Annotated in this window: 19 protein-coding genes and 1 pseudogene; 11 read left to right on the top strand and 9 right to left on the bottom strand. The window is 44.1% G+C overall.

Going from position 1 to position 22,509, the window contains the following annotated elements; translation table 11 throughout:
• The first annotated feature begins 26 nt into the window (after window positions 1-26).
• Together FTU40_RS06480 and FTU40_RS06475 are read left to right on the top strand one after the other, a co-directional pair.
• The gene (locus tag FTU40_RS06480) at window positions 27-1,061 is read left to right on the top strand and encodes a methyltransferase (protein WP_180040206.1); all 1,035 of its coding nucleotides are present in this window, start codon (window positions 27-29) and stop codon (window positions 1,059-1,061) included.
• Entirely contained in the window at window positions 1,061-2,524 is a 1,464-nt protein-coding gene (locus tag FTU40_RS06475) for an amino acid permease (protein WP_005097999.1), read from the top strand. The genes FTU40_RS06480 and FTU40_RS06475 overlap by 1 nt, the downstream gene beginning before the upstream one ends.
• A gap of 52 nt (window positions 2,525-2,576) precedes the next feature.
• On the opposite strand, the gene FTU40_RS06470 is transcribed toward FTU40_RS06475, so the two are convergent.
• Together FTU40_RS06470 and omp38 are read right to left on the bottom strand one after the other, a co-directional pair.
• Window positions 2,577-3,110: a peptidase C39 gene (locus tag FTU40_RS06470; protein WP_180040204.1), complete on the bottom strand. Its 534-nt coding sequence runs from the start codon at window positions 3,108-3,110 to the stop codon at window positions 2,577-2,579.
• A gap of 103 nt (window positions 3,111-3,213) precedes the next feature.
• The gene (gene omp38 / locus FTU40_RS06465) at window positions 3,214-4,275 is read right to left on the bottom strand and encodes an outer membrane protein Omp38 (RefSeq protein ID WP_180040202.1); all 1,062 of its coding nucleotides are present in this window, start codon (window positions 4,273-4,275) and stop codon (window positions 3,214-3,216) included.
• Window positions 4,276-4,650: 375 nt separating this feature from the next.
• Here omp38 and FTU40_RS06460 point away from each other — a divergent pair, with 375 nt between their 5' ends.
• Window positions 4,651-5,172: a GspH/FimT family pseudopilin gene (locus tag FTU40_RS06460; protein ID WP_005169505.1), complete on the top strand. Its 522-nt coding sequence runs from the start codon at window positions 4,651-4,653 to the stop codon at window positions 5,170-5,172.
• Between the two features lie 110 nt (window positions 5,173-5,282).
• Complete coding sequence (locus FTU40_RS06455) at window positions 5,283-6,458, top strand: thiolase family protein (RefSeq protein WP_180040200.1); 1,176 nt, start codon at window positions 5,283-5,285, stop codon at window positions 6,456-6,458.
• 173 nt (window positions 6,459-6,631) lie between these two features.
• On the opposite strand, the gene FTU40_RS06450 is transcribed toward FTU40_RS06455, so the two are convergent.
• The 4 genes from FTU40_RS06450 to FTU40_RS06435 all read right to left on the bottom strand — a co-directional run bounded on the left by FTU40_RS06450 (window position 6,632) and on the right by FTU40_RS06435 (window position 11,406).
• Window positions 6,632-7,618, bottom strand: a complete 987-nt coding sequence (locus tag FTU40_RS06450; RefSeq protein ID WP_005169500.1) for a diaminopimelate dehydrogenase — start codon at window positions 7,616-7,618, stop codon at window positions 6,632-6,634.
• Between the two features lie 287 nt (window positions 7,619-7,905).
• The gene (locus FTU40_RS06445) at window positions 7,906-8,391 is read right to left on the bottom strand and encodes a DUF934 domain-containing protein (protein WP_180040198.1); all 486 of its coding nucleotides are present in this window, start codon (window positions 8,389-8,391) and stop codon (window positions 7,906-7,908) included.
• Window positions 8,384-10,027 (bottom strand): nitrite/sulfite reductase, encoded by a 1,644-nt coding sequence (locus tag FTU40_RS06440; protein ID WP_180040196.1) that lies wholly within the window; start codon window positions 10,025-10,027, stop codon window positions 8,384-8,386. Before FTU40_RS06440 ends, FTU40_RS06445 begins: the two co-directional genes overlap by 8 nt.
• 257 nt (window positions 10,028-10,284) lie before the next feature.
• A complete protein-coding gene (locus FTU40_RS06435; protein ID WP_100329176.1) occupies window positions 10,285-11,406 on the bottom strand; it encodes a CaiB/BaiF CoA-transferase family protein in 1,122 nt (373 codons plus the stop codon).
• Window positions 11,407-11,618: 212 nt separating this feature from the next.
• Here FTU40_RS06435 and FTU40_RS06430 point away from each other — a divergent pair, with 212 nt between their 5' ends.
• From FTU40_RS06430 to FTU40_RS06415, 4 genes are all read left to right on the top strand, one after another.
• Window positions 11,619-12,629: an AraC family transcriptional regulator gene (locus tag FTU40_RS06430; RefSeq protein ID WP_005169495.1), complete on the top strand. Its 1,011-nt coding sequence runs from the start codon at window positions 11,619-11,621 to the stop codon at window positions 12,627-12,629.
• A gap of 170 nt (window positions 12,630-12,799) precedes the next feature.
• On the top strand, window positions 12,800-14,005 hold the full coding sequence (locus tag FTU40_RS06425; protein ID WP_005098009.1) for an acetyl-CoA C-acetyltransferase: 1,206 nt from the start codon (window positions 12,800-12,802) through the stop codon (window positions 14,003-14,005).
• Between the two features lie 295 nt (window positions 14,006-14,300).
• Window positions 14,301-16,436: a 3-hydroxyacyl-CoA dehydrogenase NAD-binding domain-containing protein gene (locus FTU40_RS06420; protein ID WP_180040194.1), complete on the top strand. Its 2,136-nt coding sequence runs from the start codon at window positions 14,301-14,303 to the stop codon at window positions 16,434-16,436.
• A 160-nt stretch (window positions 16,437-16,596) separates the two neighbouring features.
• The gene (locus tag FTU40_RS06415; protein ID WP_034608399.1) at window positions 16,597-16,938 is read left to right on the top strand and encodes a hypothetical protein; all 342 of its coding nucleotides are present in this window, start codon (window positions 16,597-16,599) and stop codon (window positions 16,936-16,938) included.
• A gap of 70 nt (window positions 16,939-17,008) precedes the next feature.
• On the opposite strand, the gene FTU40_RS06410 is transcribed toward FTU40_RS06415, so the two are convergent.
• A complete protein-coding gene (locus FTU40_RS06410; protein ID WP_005098012.1) occupies window positions 17,009-17,440 on the bottom strand; it encodes a GNAT family N-acetyltransferase in 432 nt (143 codons plus the stop codon).
• Window positions 17,434-18,670, bottom strand: a pseudogene (locus tag FTU40_RS06405) (SAM-dependent methyltransferase). Before FTU40_RS06405 ends, FTU40_RS06410 begins: the two are co-directional and overlap by 7 nt.
• 103 nt (window positions 18,671-18,773) lie before the next feature.
• Here FTU40_RS06405 and FTU40_RS06400 point away from each other — a divergent pair.
• The 3 genes from FTU40_RS06400 (at window position 18,774) to FTU40_RS06390 (ending at window position 21,400) form a co-directional block, all read left to right on the top strand.
• Entirely contained in the window at window positions 18,774-19,418 is a 645-nt protein-coding gene (locus FTU40_RS06400; protein WP_005098015.1) for a hemolysin III family protein, read from the top strand.
• 142 nt (window positions 19,419-19,560) lie between these two features.
• Window positions 19,561-20,868, top strand: a complete 1,308-nt coding sequence (locus FTU40_RS06395) for an MFS transporter (protein WP_074383499.1) — start codon at window positions 19,561-19,563, stop codon at window positions 20,866-20,868.
• A 130-nt stretch (window positions 20,869-20,998) separates the two neighbouring features.
• On the top strand, window positions 20,999-21,400 hold the full coding sequence (locus FTU40_RS06390) for a hypothetical protein (protein ID WP_180040192.1): 402 nt from the start codon (window positions 20,999-21,001) through the stop codon (window positions 21,398-21,400).
• 24 nt (window positions 21,401-21,424) lie between these two features.
• Here the strand turns inward: FTU40_RS06390 and FTU40_RS06385 are convergent, their stop codons facing one another.
• Window positions 21,425-22,435, bottom strand: coding sequence for a metallophosphoesterase (locus tag FTU40_RS06385; RefSeq protein ID WP_180040190.1), 1,011 nt, complete (start codon window positions 22,433-22,435; stop codon window positions 21,425-21,427).
• Between the last annotated feature and the right edge of the window lie 74 nt (window positions 22,436-22,509).

The raw sequence follows: 22,509 nt of genomic DNA, 5'->3' as shown, positions 1-22,509 counted from the left end.
GTGTTCTTTATATTGGAGAGATACCTATGGATCCTAAAAGCGAAGTTTTATTAAGACAATATGATTTTTTGTCGGGTCGCATCTTACTCATTAATGCACCGACAGATGATCTACTCGCTGAATTCGATGCCTCTATCAATCCCGCTGTCTGGACATGGAATTTTAATGATTTTCACTATTTCCAGTCGCAACAAGCAGATGTCCACTTTGGCGCAGAGATGCCTGAAGCTGAGTTTGATCAGGCGGTTATTTTTGTACCCAAGTCTAAAGAACTGCTCAATTATTTACTGCATAATGTGGCAGCACAACTTAAACCGGGCAGCAGTATTTTCCTGGTCGGTGAAAAGAAAGGCGGGATAGAGCGTGCAGCCAAACAGTTGCAGCCTTATGGTAAAACCCTCAAACTGGATAGCGCACGTCATTGCCAGCTTTGGCAACTGGTTCTAGACCACACGGTCGAGAAAAAATCACTTGCAGACTGGGCACAGCGTTATAGCGTCTCGACCCCGAATGGTGACCTGAATATTTGTGCCCTGCCGGGCGTGTTTAGTCAAAACCGTTTAGATATTGGGACTGCCACCTTATTACCTTATTTGTCACAAGTTACCTCGGGTAAAATCGCTGACTTTGGTTGTGGCGCAGGTGTGATTAGTGCGTATCTGGCAAAGTTGAATCCGAAAAACCGGATTTTTGCCATGGATGTTGATGCCTTTGCGCTGGCCTCCACCCAAATGACCTTTGATGAAAACCAGCTTAGCCCTGAACAGATCGAAATTAAAGCGGTCACTGGCATTGCTGATGCACCCTTGTTCTTGCATGCCATTGTCAGTAATCCGCCTTTTCATATGGGAATCGAGACCGATTACACGGCCAGCGAAACCTTGTGTAAAACTTCGCGTCGTCATTTAAAATCAGGTGGCGAGCTTTGGATCGTGGCCAACCGTTTCTTAAACTACCCGACCCTGATTGAACAAAACTTTGGTCGCTGCACAGTGAAAGCGGATCAACAAGGCTTTAAAGTGCTGTTCGCTAGCACACAAAAAAATGTTAAGGAATCATGATGAGCGAAACGCAAAATACGATGCAGCTGCAGCGTAAGCTGGGTGCTCGTCATCTGAATATGATCGCCATTGGCGGATCCATCGGTACAGGTCTATTCCTGGCCTCGGGTGCGACCATTGCCAATGCCGGGCCAGGCGGAGCACTACTTGCTTATGCACTGATTGGTGTCATGATTTATTTCTTGATGACCAGTTTGGGCGAACTCGCTACGCATAATCCTACCTCGGGTGCATTTTTCACTTATGGCACTAAATATGTCGAGGGCGGTTTTGGTTTCGCTTTGGGCTGGAACTACTGGTACAACTGGGCCATTACCGTAGCTTTTGAGCTGGTTGCCGTTCAGTTCATCATGAAATTCTGGTTTCCCGATATTCCTGGTGTTTATTGGAGTGCAATTTTCCTGGCCATTATTTTTGGGATTAATGCCCTGACAGTTAAAGGCTTTGGTGAATCTGAATTCTTCTTCTCTCTGGTGAAAGTTGTCGCGATTATTGCCTTTATCATTATCGGTATCTGGATGATCGTGAAGATTATGCTGACCCCAGGCGCAGAAGCATTTGCCAACTGGAGTATTGGTGACGCACCTTTTGTCGGTGGTTTCCAAGCCTTAATTGGCGTGGCGATGATTGCAGGATTCTCCTTTCAGGGAACCGAAATGGTCGGGGTGGCTGCGGGCGAATCGAAAGATCCAAAGAAAACCATTCCGGTGGCAATCAAGCAGATTTTCTGGCGTATCCTGTTGTTTTATATCGTGTGTATTTTCATTATCGGCACATTGATTGCCTACAATGACCCACGCTTATTACAGGCGGCTGCGACCGACAATATTGCGCTTTCTCCTTTTACCCTGCTCTATGAAAAGGCCGGCTTTGCCTTTGCTGCGAGCATTATGAATGCGGTGATTTTGACAGCCATTCTGTCTGCGGGTAACTCAGGCATGTATTCCTCTACGCGCATGCTATTTGATATGGCACGTAAAGGTAGTGCGCCAAAACTGTTTGGCCGTCTGGATCCACGTGGTGTACCGATGAATGCCCTGTATGCCACCACTGCAATCGCAGCACTGTGTTTCCTGACCACCTTCTTCGGTGAACAGGAAGTCTTTAACTGGCTACTCAATATGTCGGGCATGTGCGGCTTTATTGTCTGGCTCGGGATTGCGATTTCACACTATCGCTTCCGCAAAGGTTACTTGGCTCAAGGCTACAAACTGGAAGATCTGGCTTATCGCGCCAAGTTCTTCCCCTTTGCTCCTTGGTTTGCTTTTATTCTCTGTGCGATTGTCGTCCTTGGTCAAAACTATCAGGATGTTCTGGCAGGTCAATGGATGGGGGTTCTCTCGACCTATATCAGTATTCCATTGTTCTTGGCAATCTGGTTCGGATACAAATGGAAGAAAAAATCCAAACTGGTGTCTTATCAAGAGATGGATGTACAACCTATGAAACTTGATCAGGAATAAACCATCATAAATTAAAAAATCAGCCTACGGGCTGATTTTTTAATTTCTTAGATTAGTTATGCCGCATGACAAAATTACGGTCATCGATCACAATCACTTGCTGACAGATCCCCTCTGCCTGACGCTGCTGCTCGAATACATCTGCCGGCATCGCATCAAAACTGTCAAAGAAACTGATCTCATGTTCATCTATTGCATAGATCAATGAATGATTACCGACCCCTTCTAAGGTATCGTAGAAAACAATCACGAAACGGCCTGCTTCCACCTGCTGCTGGATTTCTGCATAAGAGATCACACGCTCTTCAACAGGTATTTTAAGTGTCTGTACTTGTTGATAAAAATCAAGCTCGACTGGCTGTTTATCTGCATCATATTCGCTAAAAAAAGCAACATCCAGTCCCAGCGTCTGCAAAGCCACTGCAAGGGCAATAGTTGAAGTTCCCATTTCCGGATTGTGACGACAGAGCTGAACCAAGTCCGGAATATGCAGGTCAATTCCATAATGATGGAAAATCATCCAGATCGAGAAAATTCCACTATTGGCTTCCAGATTTTGTAAATCTTCCGGAATTTCTATACTCACGCTTTTACTCAACTACATTTTCAGTGCCTAGGTAGTGTAGTCAAAATTCAGATATAAAAAAAGCGGCTCATAGGAGCCGCTTTTTTAACAATTCAATAATTAATTATTGAGCTTGTTGTTGACCTTCAACTAGTACAGTACGGCTACCAGTGATTGTCGCGAATACACGACGGTTCATAGCACGACCTTCTTTAGTGTTGTTGTCAGCAATCGGTTGATCCCAAGCGAAACCTTGAGTAGACAAGCGAGATGCATCTACGTTGTATTCATTCACAAGTGAAGATTTAACAGAGTTAGCACGAGCCAGAGACAAACGTTCGTTTAGTGCACGTGGACCAGTGTTATCAGTGTGACCTTCGATGCGAGCAGTAGCGTTTGGATATTCAACTAGCTTCTCAGCAACTTTCGCGATTTCAGGTTTGTATTGATCTTTGATGTTTGATTTGCTGGTATCAAAGAACACACGAAGTTCCATGTTCAGGTCTTCAGTCAACTCTTGTGGAGCTGGAGCAACCGGAGTTACAGGCTCAACTGGAGCAACTTCTACTACTGGAGCAGCTGGCTTCAGACGGCCACCTAGAACTACGTTAAGACCAGCAAGTGCTGTATAGTTCCAGAATTTTTCGTCAAAGTGGTAAGTACCACGAGCTTCAGTACGTAGTGCCAATGCATCGTTGATGTGCCAGAATGCACCGATACCAGCGTTACCTAGCGTACCTTCTTCTTCATTACCACGACCTTCGCGATTTACACCTTCAAATTCGTATTTGTAGTGACCAGCACCTAGAAGCATGTATGGCTTCACTTTGCTGTCATAGTTGCCAGTAAATACATCAGAAGTTGCGTAGAAGTTACCTGCGATGTTTTGGCCTTTATATTCTGCACCAGGCTGCTCAGCACCGTCAACATCACCTTTAACTTGGCTGTATTCAGCTTCAAAACCTAACCAAGGAGTAAGTTCTACACCAATCGCAGCACCAACGAATAAATCGTCTTGCATTTCACCTTGATTAGAAACTAATAACTCACCATCATTACCGCCATTGTTGTGCTGAGTGTCTTGGAATGTATAACCTAACATCAACGGAGTAACAGTTACGCCTGCATTTGCAACAGCAAAAGGTGCAGCTACAAGCATAGCTAAAGCAATACGACTCATTTTCATGGATTTATCCTCCAGAGATAACAATTGTTGTTCAAGCTCAAGCCCGTAATAGGCCATCCTGAGATAGGCTTTTTATTACCCCAGTTTTATTCTTAAGCTATTCACATGGCATCATACAAACACTTTATTATTTTTCCAAGTGCTTGATTAATTTAATCAAGTAAATTATTGACAAAATTACTTACAATTTCCGTTGTAATTCAGTAATTTTTTACTCAATTTTTTATTCTGAATGACCTATTGTGATTGCCAATTATTTTTTAATCGCTTTCTTGAAATTTGAGTAACGACCAAATCACACGCTCAACAAAGCATAAAAAACGCATAATTAATAACATGTTTCTTATAAAAATAATATATAAATCAGGTAACTCTATGTATAAAAAAATAACAAGAGCGTTCACTATTGTTGAGTTAATTATCTGTATTGCAGTGATTGCAATTTTAGCCAGTATTGCTTTACCTTACTTTCATGAGTATCGTTCCAAACAGGAAGCCAAAAATATCCCAATCAAATTATCTGCGATTAACCGCTATGCACGCAGCCAGGCAGCAGTTTTTCATCAGAATATTGTCATCTGTCCAAGCCAGGATTCCCTGACTTGTCAATCTAACCAATGGAATAAGAATATGCTGGTCTTTATTGATAAAAATAAAAATCGGCAAGTCGATGCGGGCGAACAAATTTTACACATTGATGCTCTAAATCTTAAATATGGCAACCTGAGTTGGCGAGGCGCATTAAGTTCACCAAGTGTCACTTATCAGGCACGTACCGCCCTTCCGATTGGTTCGAATGGCAGTTTCTATTATTGTTCGGCGCAAATTTCCAGCCAGCAGCGTATTGTACTGAGTAAAATGGGACATATCCGGGTAGAAAGTCTCCCTTCTTGCTAACAGAACTATGCAGTTTATGATTGACTGCGATTAGCGCTTCAATCCTGAGTTTTTTTCAATATACTGCTTATGTTTGAAAAATTGATTAAAACTCATACGGAGATATAACAATGACTGATATCGTAATTGTCAATGGTGCACGCACAGCCATGGGTGGCTTTCAGGGTAGCCTTGCCAGTGTAACTGCACCTGAACTGGGTGCGGCTTCAATTAAAGAAGCGATTGCTCGCGCAGGCTTACAAGCAGCAGATATTGAAGAAGTCATTATGGGTTGTGTCCTTCCTGCGGGTTTGAAACAAGGCCCTGCCCGTCAAGCGATGCGTCAAGCCGGCCTTCCGGATTCAACGGGTGCTGTGACCATTAACAAACTCTGTGGTTCTGGCATGAAAGCGGTGATGCAAGCAGCCGATATGATTAAAGCCGGTTCTGCAAATATTGTGGTTGCAGGGGGGATGGAATCAATGACCAACGCGCCTTATGTATTGCCGAAAGCGCGCGGCGGCTTCCGCATGGGACATGGCGAAATTAAAGATCATATGTTCCTAGATGGTCTTGAAGATGCTGAGACAGGTCGTTTGATGGGTTCATTTGCCCAAGATATGGCAAATACCAAAGGCTATACTCGCGAACAGATGGATGATTTCGCCATTCGCTCATTGAAACGTGCACAAACTGCTGTGAATGAAGGCTATTTTTCTGATGAAATCGTAGCAGTTACGGTAAAAACACGTAAAGGTGATGTGGTTGTTGATAAAGATGAACAACCCTTCAATGCCAATATTGATAAAATTCCAACCCTGCGTCCAGCCTTTGCCAAAGACGGCACCATTACCGCTGCCAATGCCAGCTCAATTTCTGATGGTGCATCAGCTCTGGTGATTAGCTCAGCGGATCATGCCGCAGCAAAAGGTTTAAATCCTTTGGCCAAAATTGTTGCCTATGCTTCAAATTCACAGCATCCTTCTGAATTTACCATAGCGCCAGTGGGTGCAATTCAAAAGGTTCTCGATAAAGCAGGTTGGAATGCTCAAGATGTCGACCTCTGGGAAATCAATGAAGCCTTTGCCATGGTGACCATGTGTCCAATGGATGAGTTCAAGCTTGATCCTGAAAAAGTCAATATTAATGGCGGTGCCTGTGCCCTCGGTCATCCTGTCGGTTCAACCGGTTCACGTATTATCCTGACTTTGATTCATGCGCTGAAACGTACCGGTGGTAAACGTGGTATTGCTGCACTTTGTATCGGTGGCGGTGAAGCGACTGCTGTGGTGATTGAGTTGCTTTAATTAAAAGCCTCCCTTTTAAAAAAGAGATTTAGAGGGATTTTATAAATCCTCCCCTCTTGCGGAACATCGTTCCTCATCCTTTAATAAAGGAGGGGGAATTTTAGAAATCAAAAGCCTCCGATTGGAGGCTTTTTATCGTCAAATATTCAAAGCTGTACTTTAAATGATAAGACTTAAAGAATTTCTTTACGAAGTTGCTCAGGTGATTTCATTGACAACAAGCCCGGTGCCACATCAAATGCTGTTTTTGCACCATACTGCTGCATTTGATTTAAACGATAAGTTGCACGTGCATAAGCAACTAAAACGCTGGCTGTAAATTCTGGATTACTTTCTAGTTTTAATGAAAACTCAAGCACTTGTTTATGTGCATCACTGGTGTTTCCACTACGAATCACAAAACCACCATGCGGCATACGTTGGTGATCTTGTGCTAAAGTTGCTTCATCAATGAAATTCACAGTCGTGTCATAGTCGGCAAAATAATCCGGCATGGTCACAATCGCTTGCTTCACTGCTTCTGCATCTGCATCCTCTGCAAGCACCACATAACACTCACGGGTATGTTTTTCTTTGGTCGTTAATACTGGACGAACACCACTACGTACTTTCTCAATTGCTTCTGTTGAAGGAATGGTATATTGCACCCCTGCTTTCACACCTTCTACACGACGAATGGCATCTGAATGACCCTGGCTTAAGCCTTTGCCCCAGAAAGTATAGGTTTCACCGTCTGGCAGTAAGGCTTCACCAAATAAGCGATTGATCGAGAACATGCCTGGATCCCAACCAATGGAGATCATCGCAGTTTTCTTGCTGGCTGTTGCAGGTGCATCGACCGCTGCATAATATTCAGGAATACGTGCGTGGGTGTCAAAACTATCGACAATATTAAACTGGCTGGCCAAGATCGGACCTTGTTGCGGTAAGTCGTCTTTTGAACCGCCACATAAAATCAGCACATCAATTTTATCTTGGAAATCTGTCAGTGAGTCCATATGGAACACTTGGGTTGCTGCGAAGCAAGGAGATACCGTTTCAGGCGCACGACGGGTAAAAATACCCACAAGTTGTAAATCTGGATTCTTTTGAATGGCGGTTTCAACGCCACGACCCAAGTTGCCATAACCAGCAATACCAATACGGATAGAATTTTGCATAAAGACAAGTCACTTCATCATGAAAAAATTAAAAAAATAAATCAGATGACGATCCCATTAAAATCGCCCTCTTGATTGATTTTGCATACTCGAAAATTAGCGCTCTGCTCGCGTTACTCTCAGCATAAAGATACTTATGCTACAGCAATTCGCAGCAATTTAAAGTATTCAGGATAGTATAGAAACAATCATATCTATCGTCCAAAGCAAACAAAAAGCCTGCATTGCAGGCTTTTTGTTTATAAGAAAAACAGACTTATTTACAGACAAGCTTTTTAACTTTCAGGTTAGGCACCTGTTTGATAATTTGCCTGATTCACCGCGGTCGATGCCTGGTACGGATTTTTAAAATCACTTAAACCGGCAGCCGCCTCCTGAATGTCTTTACCTTCTTTAATCACGAAAGTATCGAAACCGGAACGCTTCATGTAGTTCAACACATCTTTGAATACATCACCAGTGGCACGAAGTTCGCCTTGGAAACCTTGACGGCGTAAAAGTGCTGCAAATGAATAGCCACGGCCATCATTAAAACCGGCGAATTCAATAAAGATTGCATCTAATTGAGCTAGCGGAAATTCATTGCTTTCAGGTGAAGCATCAACGGTTAAGTACAATGCTTTTTTACCTGAAACATGGCGAAGCTGATCTAACTGATCTACCGTCAGAACCACATCACCTTGTGGTAAAACACCCTCTTCACCGATGAGCTGGTAAGTATTTTCTGTCACTGTGCCATCTTTAGAGAGCACTGCGAGTGCGGTATTAAGCATATGCACGCTCCTTGAATGGTTGGATGCCAACACGGCGATAAGTATCGATAAACTCTTCAGCGTCCTGACGTAGATCAAGATAGGTATTTAGAATTTCTTCTACAATATCCGGCACCACATCTGCTGCAAATGACGGCCCAAGAATATCGCCAATTGAGGCATCATGGTCTGCATTACCGCCAAGCGTGATCTGGTAGAATTCAGCGCCTTTTTTATCAACACCCAAGATCCCGATATTACCGACATGATGATGACCACAGGCATTCATACAACCTGAGATGTTCAAGTCCAGTTTACCCAAGTTGTAAATGGTATCCAGATCATCAAAACGGCGTGAAATCGCTTCAGAAATCGGAATCGATTTTGCATTGGCCAATGAACAGAAATCACCGCCCGGGCAGCAGATGATGTCGGTCAAGAAACCGATATGCGCGCGTGCCAGATTGTTTTGTTCAAGGGTTTGCCATACAGCAAACAAATCTTTTTGCGGCACATCGACCAGCGAGATATTTTGTTCATGCGTGGTACGTAATTCACCGAAAGTGTACTGATCGGCAAGGTCTGCAATCAGGTTCATTTCTTCGGTGCTGACATCACCCGGTGCAATGCCGGCACGTTTCAGTGAAATCGTCACAATACGATAACCTTTCACTTTATGTGCATTGGTATTGATATTGAACCACTGTTTGAATTTTGGATATTGCGCAAACAATTCAGTAAAATCTTCATCTGCATAATCTTGATAATCAAATGGGGTGAAGTTTTCATCCATTTTTGCCAAGGTGTCTGCATCGATTTTCAAAGTCTTACCAGTATGCGCAAATTCAGCTTCAACTTTCTCAGCAAATACCGCTGGCGTTAAAGCTTTGACCAAAATTTTGATACGGGCTTTATATTTGTTGTCGCGACGACCATGCAAGTTATACACACGAAGCACTGCTTCAAGATAAGCAATCAAGTCTTCACGTGGCAGGAACTCACGGATAAAGCTGCCAATCACTGGAGTACGGCCAAGACCACCACCCACTTTGATTTTATAGCCCATTTCGCCGGCTTCATTACGCACAATATATACACCGATATCGTGAAATGCAGTGGCTGCACGGTCGGTTTCTTCAAGCGCAGAGACTGCAATCTTGAACTTACGTGGCAAGAAAGCAAATTCCGGATGGAAAGTTGACCATTGACGGATCAACTCACAGGTCGGACGTGGATCGGCAATTTCACCAGCCACTACACCGGCATACTGATCCGTCGTGGTATTACGGATACAGTTGCCTGAAGTCTGAATCGCATGCATTTGCACGGTCGCCAGTTCAGCCAGCATATCTGGCACGTTTTCCAGTGCCGGCCAGTTAAACTGGATGTTTTGACGGGTCGAAATATGCGCGTAACCACGGTCATATTCTTTAGCCAAATCAGCCACTTTACGCAGTTGCTTTGAGTTCATCAAACCATAAGGCACTGCAATACGTAACATCGGCGCATAACGCTGTACATACAGACCATTTTGCAGACGAAGCGGACGATACTCATCTTCGGTGAGTTTACCGGCTAAATAACGTTCCGTTTGGTCACGGAACTGTGCAACACGTTCATTAATCAGTTGCTGATCGAAATCAGTATATAAATACATGGCGTACAGCTGCTAGTAGTTTCTATTATATCGATCGCAAGGATAGCGAGATTAAACCTATCAATAAAATGCTTTTTATACATATTTCATAGCTGTTTTATTGATAAGCCTGCCAAAGTTTCACTGATATCACGGTTTAGCGCATTTAGTGTAGTTTTAAAGCAATAATGCTTTAATTCATCAATCATTAGCAGTTATTTTCATATAGTGATATTTCAATCTTTTACCCTTTTTTGTCTTTTAAATAATTAAAAATATTACCATTTTTCACTCTCACCCAAAAACTGACCGACAAAATCATAACGTATCTTTGAACGTGAAAATTTAATCGGACAGGCCAGTTGTGCTTCGGTCTGCTGACTATCGGGTTTTAATGGAACCTGAACTAGCCATTCTCGCTGTTGCGCTAAATCAGAATGCAAAGCTTCTTCAAGTTTTAGCACCGGCTCAACACAGACATCCAGCGCTGCGAATAGTGTTTGCCATTCCGCTAATGATTTTGACTTTATTCTATTTTGAATTGCCTGTTTCACCGCAGCACGATCTTCTGGAGCAAAAGAATTGCCTTTTTCTAGAATAATCGGCAGCTCTAAAGCCTGTGCCAATCCCTGCATAAATTGAGGTTCCAGACTGCCAATCGACAGATAACGTCCATCCTGTGTTGCATAATAGTCATAGAAAGTCCCGCCATTCAGATAGCCAGACTCAGGTCGTTGATGCTGATTGCCGGCCAGACTGGCAGATGCGGCCAGATTATTCATGGTGACCACACAATCGGTCATGGAAATATCAATATATTGACCTTTACCACTGCGCTGGCGTTCGATCACCGCTGCCAGAATTGCAATCACGGCATGCATGGAACCACCGGCTACATCGGCAACCTGAATGCCTAAAGCAGGTGGCCCACTTTCGATCCGGCCACTGTGTCCAGCAATACCGGACAAGGCCAGATAGTTAATATCATGTCCTGCTTTCGCTTTGTAAGTACCGGTTTGGCCATAGCCAGTGATGGAACAGTAAATTAATTTGGGGTTAATTTCGCTTAAGGTTGAGTAGTCCAGCCCAAGCCTTTGCATCACGCCGGGACGGAATTGCTCAATCACAATGTCATAATCTGCAACCTTGGATTTGACCAGTTCGATATTGGTCGGATCTTTCAAATCCAGTGCTACCGATTGCTTGTTTCGGTTCAGATAACTCTGTGAAGTGGCCTGTCCATTGGCAAAGGGGGGCATTAATCGCAACAGGTCCGGGCGGGTCGGTGATTCAATATGCACAACCTCGGCGCCGAGATCAGCCAGATATAATGTCGCGAATGGGCCTGGTAATAATGTAGAAAAGTCTAGAATTTTCAATCCTTTTAAGGTATATGACATTGGAATATTTACTCTACTTATATTGCTTTTTCAGCATCATAGAAACATAAATGCATAAAAACAATGTCATGTTCAGCCATTTACCTTGATAGTTTCGGCAATCTAATATGTAAGAAAATGGCAAAGGTGTTCTTGTAAATTGCCATTGCTTTATTATTTTTCGTCATTTAGGTCAAATATTAGTGAACATTAAAGAGACTGAAGGATTAAACATGAGTCGTGATACGATCAGTATCCATTTCGTCAATGCAGCCTTATCTGGCGTCAAGCGCTTAGGCATGGATGTCGATACTTTATTGTCTCACGTCGGAATTGAAGCAGAACTGCTGCATCAACCCAAAGCCCGTATTTCACCTGAACAATATACCCGCTTTATTAAAATGTTATGGATGGTGACCCAGGACGAGCATGTCGGCTTTGACAAACAGCAACGCCGGTTAGGCACTTTTGCCATCATGTGTCAGCTCATCATTCATGCCAAAACCTTAGGTGATGCACTGGAACTTTCCTCGCAGTTCTATAAACTCTTCGGTGATGACTGGTCGGTGACCCTGGAACGTGACAAACACGAAGCACGTCTGGTGCCCCTCATTCCAAATGCAATGGATCCGGATCATTTTATTACCGAAAGTATGCTGATGATCTGGCATGGTCTGGCATCTTGGCTGATTGAACGTCGTTTACCGCTGGAACGTGTGCATTTTAGCTATCCACGTCCAGCCCATGCTGACGAATATGATGCCCTGTTCTTTGCGCCGGTAATGCAGTTCGACATGCCACGCACCGAAATCACTTTTGCTGCGGACTATCTGGACCTGCCGATCCGTCAGAATGAAGAAACCTTAGAGGAATTCTTAAAAGCTGCGCCTGCTCAGCTCCTAGTGAAGTTTAAAAATACCAACTCGCTGACCTCAAGAATCCGTGATGTATTGAAGAGCCAGATTGGCGAAGAAATGCCGACATTGAATGATGTCGCGTCAATGCTGTATTTATCTCCTCAAACCTTGCGCCGCCGTCTGGCAGCCGAAGGTAAAAGCTATCAAGGTGTGAAAGATGCCTTGCGCCGTGATGCCGCGATTCATCTGTTATTGAATCCAGATCTAACCCTCGAAGATGTCGCGCAGCAGGTCGGTTTCAGTGAAACCAGTACTTTCCACCGCGCCTTCAAGAAATGGACCGGTGTAACCCCAGGTCTATATCGCCAGTTGCATGGTTATCATTAATTAAAATTCTCGATATCCTCTTCTCCAGCCCAGGTTTCCAGACCTGGGCTTTTTTTATTGGCAAAAATCATCAAATGATCTGGTCCGTTCTCGTCATTGCACTTCAAAATTTAAGTATTACACTCGAGTCATTAGAATAATTTTCAGCAAATTAATAAAAGGGACATGCTATGAGCGAGGCATATATTATCGACGCCATTCGCACGCCACGCGGAAAAGGTAAAAAAGATGGATCTTTACATCAAGTCAAACCCATTTCATTACTGACTGGCTTACTTAACGAACTTCAGGCACGTCATCAATTTGATACATCAAAAGTCGATGATATTGTGCTGGGTTGTGTCACTCCGATTGGTGATCAAGGCGCCGATATTGCCAAAACCGCGGCGATCGCAGCGGGTTGGGACAATGATGTCGCCGGTGTACAAATCAACCGTTTCTGTGCTTCCGGTCTGGAAGCTGTCAATCTGGCTGCACAAAAAGTCCGTTCTGGCTGGGAAGATCTGGTCGTTGCAGGCGGTGTCGAATCCATGTCCCGCGTGCCGATGGGTTCCGATGGCGGCCCTTGGGCACTGGATCCTGAAACCAATATGGCCTGTGATTTTATTCCGCAAGGTATTGGCGCGGACTTGATTGCCACGATTGACGGTTATAGCCGCACCGACGTAGACCAGTTTGCCGAGCAATCCCAGAAGAAAGCCGCTGCCGCACAAGCCAATGGTTATTTCAACGCTTCTGTTATCCCGGTCAAAGACAAGGCCGGTGTGATGATTTTAGATCAAGATGAATTTATTAAACCGACCACAACTGCTGAAGGCTTAGGCAAACTCAATCCTAGTTTCGCGACTATGGGACAGATGGGCTTTGATGCCCTCGCCCTACAAAAATATCCTGAAGTTGGCACGGTGAATCATGTGCATCATGCCGGGAATTCTTCCGGAATCGTCGATGGTGCAGCCGTGGTTCTCATCGCATCAGAACAAGCGGTCAAAGAACAAGGTTTAAAACCACGTGCTAAAGTACTGGCCACGGCGCTGGTCGGGGCTGATCCTACCATTATGCTGACCGGCCCTGCCCCGGCAGCACGTAAAGCTTTGGCTAAAGCCGGCTTGACGATTGATGATATTGACCTGTTTGAAGTCAATGAAGCTTTTGCTGCGGTGGTGATGCGATTTATTAGCGAACTCAATGTTGATCCAGCGAAAGTGAATGTGAATGGTGGTGCAATCGCTATGGGTCATCCATTGGGCGCAACAGGCGCGATGATTCTGGGAACCTTACTGGATGAGTTAGAACGCCAAGGCAAAAAACGTGGACTAGCCACACTGTGTGTCGGTGGCGGTATGGGCATCGCCACCATTATTGAATTGGTTTAACTCAAATATTTAAAGTGTTTGATTCACGTTTTAGTCATATGCAACCTGAGCAAAACCAAAGCACTGCTTTGGTTTTAGCGCAAGATCATTGTTTTACAAAATTAATAGATTTTGCGTATGACAATGGTTTGCCTACTTTTGCTAAATGAGAAATACATTTCGTAAGGCAGGTCGAACTGAAGCTTAAACCAAGAATTTAGATGAATTTGGAAAGGCTCCGTAATAAGGAAAATTTCTAAAATCTAATCAGGATATTAATTCCAAATTCATCCCATTATGATCTGGATAAAAATTTATGAGCGCAATTCAATATCAAAAAACTGAAGATAATATCGTCATTCTGACCTTTGATTCTCCAAACCAGTCTGCCAATACCATGAATGCAGATTTTCGTAGCGCTTTGGCTGAAACCGTAGAAAAACTCAAAGCTGATGAAAATATTACTGGCATCATTTTCCGGTCTGCGAAAAAAACCTTCTTTGCCGGTGGCGATCTGGATGAACTGATTCAAGCTACACCTGAACATGCGACTGAATTCTTCAACATGATTGAAGAGATGAAAGCACAGATGCGTTATATCGAAACCCGCGGCATTCCGGTTGTGGCTGCACTAAATGGCACAGCACTGGGCGGTGGCTGGGAGATTGCTCTGTGTGCCCATCATCGTATTGCCTTGAATGACCCTAAAAACAAGTTTGGCCTGCCTGAAGTCACACTGGGTTTACTACCCGGTGGCGGTGGTATTGTCCGTAGCGTGCGCCTGCTCGGCCTGCAAAATGCCTTTCCCTTGTTGATGGAAGGCAAACAGTTGGGTGTAGAGAAAGCCCAATCTTTAGGGCTGATTCACGATGTGGCAGACAATACCGATGAACTCTTAGACAAAGCCATTGTCTGGATCAAAGCCAATCCGAAGTCACAACAGCCTTTTGATGTAAAAGGCTACAAAATTCCGGGTGGTAGCCCTTCAACGCCAGCAGTTGCACAGATGCTGGCGATTGCCCCAGCGATGCTGCGTGATAAAACCAAAGGTTGCTATCCTGCACCTGAAGCAATCATGTCGGCAGCGGTAGAAGGTGCTCAGGTCGATGTCGATACGGCGCTGACCATTGAATCGCGTTACTTTACTTATCTGGCCACCGGTCAGATTTCTAAAAATATGATCGCTACTTTTTGGCATGGATTGAATGCGATCAAATCCGGTGCCAGCCGTCCCCAAAAGGTTGCGAAATGGAAAGCCACTAAAGTTGGCATTCTGGGCGCAGGCATGATGGGTGCAGGCATTGCTTATGTGACTGCCAGCAAAGGCATTCAGGTTATTTTAAAAGACATTTCGATTGAAGCGGCTGAAAAAGGTAAAGCTTATAGCCAGAAACTGCTGGATAAAAAAGTAGCTCAAGGACGTTTATCTGCTGATCAACGAGATCAGGTTTTAAGCCTGATTCAAGCGACTGCATCCAATCAAGATCTGGCCGGTTGTGACCTGATCATTGAAGCGGTGTTTGAAAATCCCGCACTGAAAGCTCAAGTCACACAAGAAGCAGAACAGTATCTTGCCAGTCATGGCGTGATGGCATCGAATACTTCGACCCTGCCTATTATAGAGTTAGCCCAGGCTTCAAAAAATGATCAAAACTTTATCGGTCTGCATTTCTTTAGTCCGGTCGATAAAATGCAGCTGGTCGAAATCATCAAGGGGCAAAATACTTCAGCAGAAACACTGGCCAAAGCCTTTGACTTTGTCCAGCAGATTGGCAAATTACCGATTGTGGTAAATGACAGCCGTGGCTTCTTTACCAGTCGTGTCTTTGGTACGTTCGTTCAAGAAGGTTTGCGCCTGCTGGCAGAAGGCGTGCATCCGGCGCGGATTGAAATGGCTGCACTCAAAGCCGGTATGCCAGTCGGGCCATTGGCCATTCAGGATGAAGTGTCCTTGACCCTCTCCGAACATGTGGCCAATGAAAGATACAAAGTCTTAGAAGCACAAGGTCAGACCATCACCAAATCACCCGCAGATGAAGTCATTCACAGTATGATTCATGAGTTTAACCGTAAAGGTAAGGCTGCCGGTGCAGGTTTTTATGATTATCCAGAAAATGGTAAAAAGCAGCTCTGGACGGGTCTCAACCACTGGAAAAAAGAGGTTGATCTTTCTGAACAGGAAATGATGGATCGTTTCCTGTTTGTGCAGGCACTGGATACCGTGCGCTGTCTGGAAGAAGGCGTGCTGGAGTCTGTGGTCGATGCCAATGTCGGTTCCATTTTTGGCATTGGCTTTGCAGCCTGGACGGGTGGCGCGGTGCAATTCTTAAATCAGTATGGTCTGGCCAAGGCGCTGACCCGTGCCAAGGTACTCGAAAACAAGTATGGTGAACGCTTCAAAGCACCGCAACTCCTGAAAGACCGGGCAGCAGAAGGCCAGCCGATTCAATAATTTTGAGCTCTAAATAAAAAGAGGAACTGAGTTGCTCTTTTTATTTTCCGGATCTGGCTGAATCACTGGATACACTCGTCTAATGACAGATTTCGATCTGCTTTTTGATCAATTTATGTTATAAAGTTACATAAGTTTGATATCCACGTGGGTAAGACCTATGACTGATCACAGTTCACCTGAAAAATCCCCTTGGGGTTGGAAAGCACTTATTATCTTCTGTATTTTAGGTGGATTATTCATGTTTATTTTTTGGCTTGCGGTGACGAATGAACCGGATTACATGCCAAGCCAGCAAAATAAACAGACGACCCAGCAGCATGCTTTTAAAAATGCACCGACCATGTCTCCTGAAGCAATTGCGAAGGCTCAAGCAGATCGTGAGGCACGTGCGACTGCCAATACGGCTCATTCCGATACAACAGCGAATGAACATAATATGTCAACTGAAGAACATGCCAACATGGAGAGTGCCGAGCATAGCTCAGCGCATGGCCACTGATCTTGATTCAGTAAGGGCGTAAAAAAGCGAGGTCAATGCCTCGCTTTTTTGTATCTCAATAACTAAAAAATTAAAGCTTTAAATACATATCAATATGCGGGATGCCGCAATCCAGATAGTCTTCGCCCTGAACCTTAAAACCCAATGCCTGATAAAAACCGATGGCATGTACTTGCGAAGACAGTTTTAAATCTTTTCGATGATCTGCTTTGGCATAATCGATAATGGCCTGCATCAATTGCTGCCCGATCTTCAAACCACGATGTGACTTTAACACTGCAACGCGACCTATACTGTTATTCGCCAGCAATCTTGCAGTGGCTATCGCATGCCCCTTTTCATAGACCACAAAATGGATGGAAATGGCATCTTGCTCATCCCATTCTTCTTCAGCAGCGATATTCTGTTCTTGAATAAACACGGCTTCGCGAATGGTTTTGGCATGCTTCGCTAAATCCTCCCAACCACCCGAAACAATTTTAAGCTCTGAATCCTTTAGCATTTAGAACCAATCCCCTGCTGATCCCACTGATTATTCAATAACAATTCCAGTGAATGTTTTTGGATAGCGTACATTTCTTTCAAGTCCTGAATCTGTTTCAAGACCTCCTGATCGGGTTGTTGGTAATCTTTGCGTTTCGTCGCCAGAATCATTTTATTTTTACTGGTATGTTCCAGTGCCACAAACTCAAAAACTTTGGTTTCATAACCATAGGCTTTCAGCAATAACGCACGAATGGTATCGGTCAGCATTTCTGCCTGTTGACCGGCATGAATACCAAATTGCAGCATCGGACTCAGCACTTTTGGCGCCTGTAACTGTGGGCGCAATTCCTTATGGCAACATGGCGCACACATGATCATCTGTGCATTCAGGCGAATACCGCTGTGAATCGCAAAATCCGTTGCCACATCACAGGCATGCAAAGCAATCATTACATCCAGACGTTTCGGTTCATAAGTACGCACATCGCCCTGAAAAAAGTCGAGCTGATCAAAGCCAGATTGTTGCGCGACCTTTTGGCAGAACTCGACCATTTTCGGATTCAGTTCCACCCCTGTAACCCACGGCGTCTCACCATGTTTTTGCATATAGTCATATAAAGCACAGGTCAGATAGCCTTTACCGGAGCCAAAATCCACCACACGCAGACCTTCGACTTGTGGCTTGAGCTGCGCCAATGCACCCGAAAAAATCTCGACAAATTTATTAATCTGTTTCCATTTACGCGCCATGCTCGGAATGATCTGCGCATTATGATCGCTAATGCCGAGATGCTGTAAAAAGATGCTGTAAAAAGATGCTGTCCTGATCAACATAACGTTGTTTAATCCGGTCATGGCCCTGTTCAGCGGACTTGGCCTGAAGCGTCGAGTTTTTGTTTTTAGTACGGGTCAACATGGCTTTTTTCTTGTTTTTTTTCAGCTGTAACTCTTCATCTAGCGTCATTAAATTGGCTTGCTTGCAACATGCTAATAATACTGTCACCTGTGCCAGTGCATCCGCTAAAGGATAGTTTTTGGTGACATCCTGAGTTTTATGGCGATACAGACAGCTCATTACTTTTTGCCCATTTAATGAAATGACTCGCAAGGTCATTTTCTCTAAATCCTGTAGTTCACCTTTATACTGGCTTAAGATCAGACGATCAAATTGATCACTTTCAACAGCTTGCTGAAATACATCTAAAAACTGCTGTTCTTGGTCTGAGAGAGTTGCCAACGTTGACATAGATAAAACCTGAAATGAATTGCCCCTCAAGTTTAAATCTTCTTAACCTAAAAGCAAAATTGAATTACTATACAAATGTATATTTTAAAGAAGAATGACAATCATGCAGAATGCGCCGCTGGTTCCAGATTATGATCACACTGAGGAACGAATTAATTATATCAGTCATGCTGTGGGTGCTGGATTATCGGTAATTGCTGGTATTCTTTTGATTATTAAAGGGTCTTATCTCAGTACTGGACAATGGATTGGACTTTGGGTCTACGCGCTGAGCATGATCTTGCTGTTCTCTGCGTCCATGCTCTATCACATGGCCACCGCAGCAGACCGTCGTTATTTTTATAAAAAAGTTGATCATACTGCAATTTATTATTTAATCGCCGGAACCTATACGCCTTTCCTGTCAATTGCCATTCCAACAGCCAAAGCCCAGTATTTATTGATTGCACTCTGGGTGATCGCCCTCATTGGTACACTGTTCAAGTTCGTTTTCATTCATCGTTTCCAGAAAATTTCTTTAGTGGCTTATCTGGTCATGGGCTGGCTGGCGCTGCTGGTGATGGATGATATGCAACAATATCTCAGTGCTCAATCTTTGACCTTTCTGATCATTGGCGGATTGGCTTATACCGTAGGTGCATTGTTTTACGCTTTAAAAAGAGTAAGATATACCCACGCTATCTGGCACATATTTGTATTGATAGGCGCAGGATCACATTTTCTGTCTATCTATCTTTACGTGATTTAATCATCTTCTTTTTCATTTCAGTGACCCTGAGCGAGTTAAAGCGAGAAGATTGCAGTTGTTTTTTTAAAAAATTACGCCTTTTTTAAAAAGATTACGCTTTTAAAACTAAGCTTTTTTATTTTTAGTAAGTGTAAGGTTCTCCATGGCGTCGTCTAATTCTGCTGCTCAGCCAGCACAAAATTCAAAATTTCGCGTTTTAACCGCGAGCTTGGTCGGTACTACAATCGAGTTCTTCGATTTTTATATCTATGCCACTGCTGCTGTCATTATTTTTCCATATCTGTTCTTCCCTGCAAGTACAGATCCGATGACTGCCACCATTCAGTCGCTTGCCACTTTCGCCATTGCCTTTATTGCCCGCCCGATTGGTGCGGCACTCTTTGGTCATTTGGGTGACCGGATCGGGCGAAAAGCCACATTGGTCGCTGCCTTGCTGACCATGGGTATTTCCACCGTTGCGATTGGCCTCTTGCCCACTTATGCGCAAATCGGGATTGCTGCACCACTCTTGCTTGCACTCTGTCGTTTAGGTCAGGGCTTGGGGCTGGGTGGTGAATGGTCAGGTGCCGTACTTCTTGCCACCGAGAATGCACCTGAAGGTAAACGTGCCTGGTATGGCATGTTCCCGCAACTGGGTGCTCCAATCGGCTTTATTCTGGCAACAGGTTCTTTCCTGACGTTGGGCGCTTTCATGTCTGAGGCTGACTTTATGGCTTGGGGCTGGCGTATTCCATTTATCTCAAGTGCCTTGCTGGTGATTGTCGGTTTATGGATTCGTTTAAAACTGCATGAAACCCCGGCATTCCAAAAGGTGCTAGATAAACAAAAAGAAGTGAACATTCCATTTGTTCAAGTCTTCAAAAAACATTCTCGCATGCTGGTACTCGGCACCATTGCTGCAATTTGTACCTTCGTGGTGTTCTACCTCACCACAGTATTTGCATTGCAATGGGGTACTAAACAGCTAGGTTATTCTCGTGAAGAATTCCTGCAATTGCAGTTGGTTGCAACCCTATGTTTTGCTGCCTTTATTCCACTTTCTGCAGTATTGGCCGAGAAGTTTGGCCGTAAAACCACCTCGATTGCAGTCTGTGTTATCTCTGCCATCTTCGGGATTTTCTTTGCAGATATGCTGGAATCTGGCAGCACGCTGGTGGTATTCCTGTTCTTGTGTATTGGTCTGGCGATCATGGGTTTAACCTATGGGCCAATCGGCACTGTATTGTCTGAAATCTTCCCGACTTCAGTACGTTATACCGGTTCTGCATTGACCTTTAACCTGGCAGGCATCTTTGGTGCATCCTTTGCTCCGCTGATTGCCACCAAACTGGCAACGACTTATGGTCTGTCTGCAGTCGGTTATTACCTGACCGCAGCATCAATCCTGTCACTGATTGCATTTCTGTTGATTCGTGAAACCAAGAATGATGATGTAAATAATCAAATTTAAAGTCTTAGTTTGATTTAAAAGCCAGCATTCGATGCTGGCTTTTTTATGATTTCACAACAAAACTCTGCTACTTATCTCGTTAAATTTGCTCAACAATCAAATGGACTCAACCAGACAATGAGACAAGGCAATGCAGGAGCTTATTGAATCCCTAACCCAGAAACAGTTGGTCAATATTATCATTTTGCTGGAAGATGATAAAAAAATAGAGGCCGTTCGCTATATCACCGAGCATACGACTTTGAATGAAATCCAGGCGCTGCAAGTGATTGAAGAGATTGTCCGTGAGCACGATGTGGTCATGAAAACTGAAAGCACAGGACCGCGCTTTAGTGATGATGCGGGTGAGATTGACCTGGTAACGCCTCCCCTTGAAATTCCGACCCATCCGAGCCTGAATACCCCCACAGAAGCTGAAATTACCGCACGACAATTACGCGAAGAAGTCCCAACCCGAAAAATTGAAAATAAAATCTGGATTCTGGCAGCCATTGCAGTGCTGTTATTGATCCTGATCTGGATCATTAGTTAAAGCTGAACAGGACAATATCTCCATTTAGATCAGTTCAATAATATCGATAGTGGGCGGCACTCGAAAACGAAAAGGTACGCCGACCAAACCGGTGCCGACCGTGACAAACACATCTGCATGTTCATGACGGTACATGCCCTTCTTATGCCCCAAAATTGACACTTTTTTCATGACATAATCGGTCAGCCAAGGCAATTCCACCTGTCCGCCGTGGGTATGTCCAGCCAGCATGAGAGGACGTGTCGGCAATTTGGGAATCATATCCACCGTATCGGGATTATGCGACAAAATGACCCAAGGCTTGTCCTGAGGTAAATCTGGCAGACTGCGCATATCGGCTTTACCCGCCCAGAGATCGCCCACACCCAAGAGCCGAAATTCATCAAATTCGACAATTTTCCCTTCAATATCCATGACCTGATTGACTTGCAGTGCATAATGCAACAGTTCCTGAATCGGTGGTCCCGGATATTGCTCGTCATGATTGCCATTGACGGAATAGACTGGGGCATGAATTTCTTTTAAAACTGCCAGTTCTTGTGCCAGTTTATTTTCCGGCTCATAAGTCCAGTCTCCGGCCACCACCACCAAATCGGGTTGAACATGATTTAACTTATGCACAATTTGTCGCAACTGCCGTTCATGACCAGAAAACAGACCGATATGTAAATCTGCAATCAGGGCAATCCGGACGGGTTGCTTTAAGCGTTTATCCGCATTGATCTGATATTGTGTCGTTTTCACTTGAATTAAATGCGGCTCGATAAAGCGTGCATAACTCAAGACGGCGCTGATCAAAAATACAAAAACAGCTTCATGCAAGGAATAATAACCGCTCCATCCGGCATAAATACTGAAGAACACCAGTGGAACCAGTAAATAGGACAGGTAAAAAGCCAACAAATGACAAAATGCTTTAAATGGATGAATGGTCTCGGTACGAGATTGACTCGACCATGCCTGGTACACAGCCCAGATGGCCAGAATGGCCATGCCTAAATAAAAATAAAAAAGTACGGAACTGGTATCCCACATAGATTTGCCTTGTCGAGTCGAGAAGCTGATTACTGGCTTTATATTTATCTTTTCATAGCTGGCAATTATACTCA

Source organism: Acinetobacter sp. YH12100, assembly GCF_013419135.1.
Lineage (GTDB): Bacteria > Pseudomonadota > Gammaproteobacteria > Pseudomonadales > Moraxellaceae > Acinetobacter > Acinetobacter pseudolwoffii.
The sequence above is the reverse complement of the archived record's forward strand: the minus strand, read 5'-3'. Positions and strand labels throughout refer to the sequence as shown.

Excerpts from the sequence above, each read along its gene's own strand:
- FTU40_RS06435 (WP_100329176.1), bottom strand. The coding sequence starts at position 11,406 with ATGTCATATACCTTAAAAGGATTGAAAATTCTAGACTTTTCTACATTA.
- FTU40_RS06400 (WP_005098015.1), top strand. The coding sequence starts at position 18,774 with ATGCAGAATGCGCCGCTGGTTCCAGATTATGATCACACTGAGGAACGA.
- FTU40_RS06480 (WP_180040206.1), top strand. The coding sequence starts at position 27 with ATGGATCCTAAAAGCGAAGTTTTATTAAGACAATATGATTTTTTGTCG.
- FTU40_RS06455 (WP_180040200.1), top strand. The coding sequence starts at position 5,283 with ATGACTGATATCGTAATTGTCAATGGTGCACGCACAGCCATGGGTGGC.
- FTU40_RS06410 (WP_005098012.1), bottom strand. The coding sequence starts at position 17,440 with ATGCTAAAGGATTCAGAGCTTAAAATTGTTTCGGGTGGTTGGGAGGAT.
- FTU40_RS06390 (WP_180040192.1), top strand. The coding sequence starts at position 20,999 with ATGCAGGAGCTTATTGAATCCCTAACCCAGAAACAGTTGGTCAATATT.
- FTU40_RS06450 (WP_005169500.1), bottom strand. The coding sequence starts at position 7,618 with ATGCAAAATTCTATCCGTATTGGTATTGCTGGTTATGGCAACTTGGGT.
- omp38 (WP_180040202.1), bottom strand. The coding sequence starts at position 4,275 with ATGAAAATGAGTCGTATTGCTTTAGCTATGCTTGTAGCTGCACCTTTT.
- FTU40_RS06420 (WP_180040194.1), top strand. The coding sequence starts at position 14,301 with ATGAGCGCAATTCAATATCAAAAAACTGAAGATAATATCGTCATTCTG.
- FTU40_RS06475 (WP_005097999.1), top strand. The coding sequence starts at position 1,061 with ATGAGCGAAACGCAAAATACGATGCAGCTGCAGCGTAAGCTGGGTGCT.
- FTU40_RS06445 (WP_180040198.1), bottom strand. The coding sequence starts at position 8,391 with ATGCTTAATACCGCACTCGCAGTGCTCTCTAAAGATGGCACAGTGACA.
- FTU40_RS06415 (WP_034608399.1), top strand. The coding sequence starts at position 16,597 with ATGACTGATCACAGTTCACCTGAAAAATCCCCTTGGGGTTGGAAAGCA.
- FTU40_RS06385 (WP_180040190.1), bottom strand. The coding sequence starts at position 22,435 with ATGTGGGATACCAGTTCCGTACTTTTTTATTTTTATTTAGGCATGGCC.
- FTU40_RS06425 (WP_005098009.1), top strand. The coding sequence starts at position 12,800 with ATGAGCGAGGCATATATTATCGACGCCATTCGCACGCCACGCGGAAAA.
- FTU40_RS06440 (WP_180040196.1), bottom strand. The coding sequence starts at position 10,027 with ATGTATTTATATACTGATTTCGATCAGCAACTGATTAATGAACGTGTT.
- FTU40_RS06395 (WP_074383499.1), top strand. The coding sequence starts at position 19,561 with ATGGCGTCGTCTAATTCTGCTGCTCAGCCAGCACAAAATTCAAAATTT.
- FTU40_RS06430 (WP_005169495.1), top strand. The coding sequence starts at position 11,619 with ATGAGTCGTGATACGATCAGTATCCATTTCGTCAATGCAGCCTTATCT.
- FTU40_RS06460 (WP_005169505.1), top strand. The coding sequence starts at position 4,651 with ATGTATAAAAAAATAACAAGAGCGTTCACTATTGTTGAGTTAATTATC.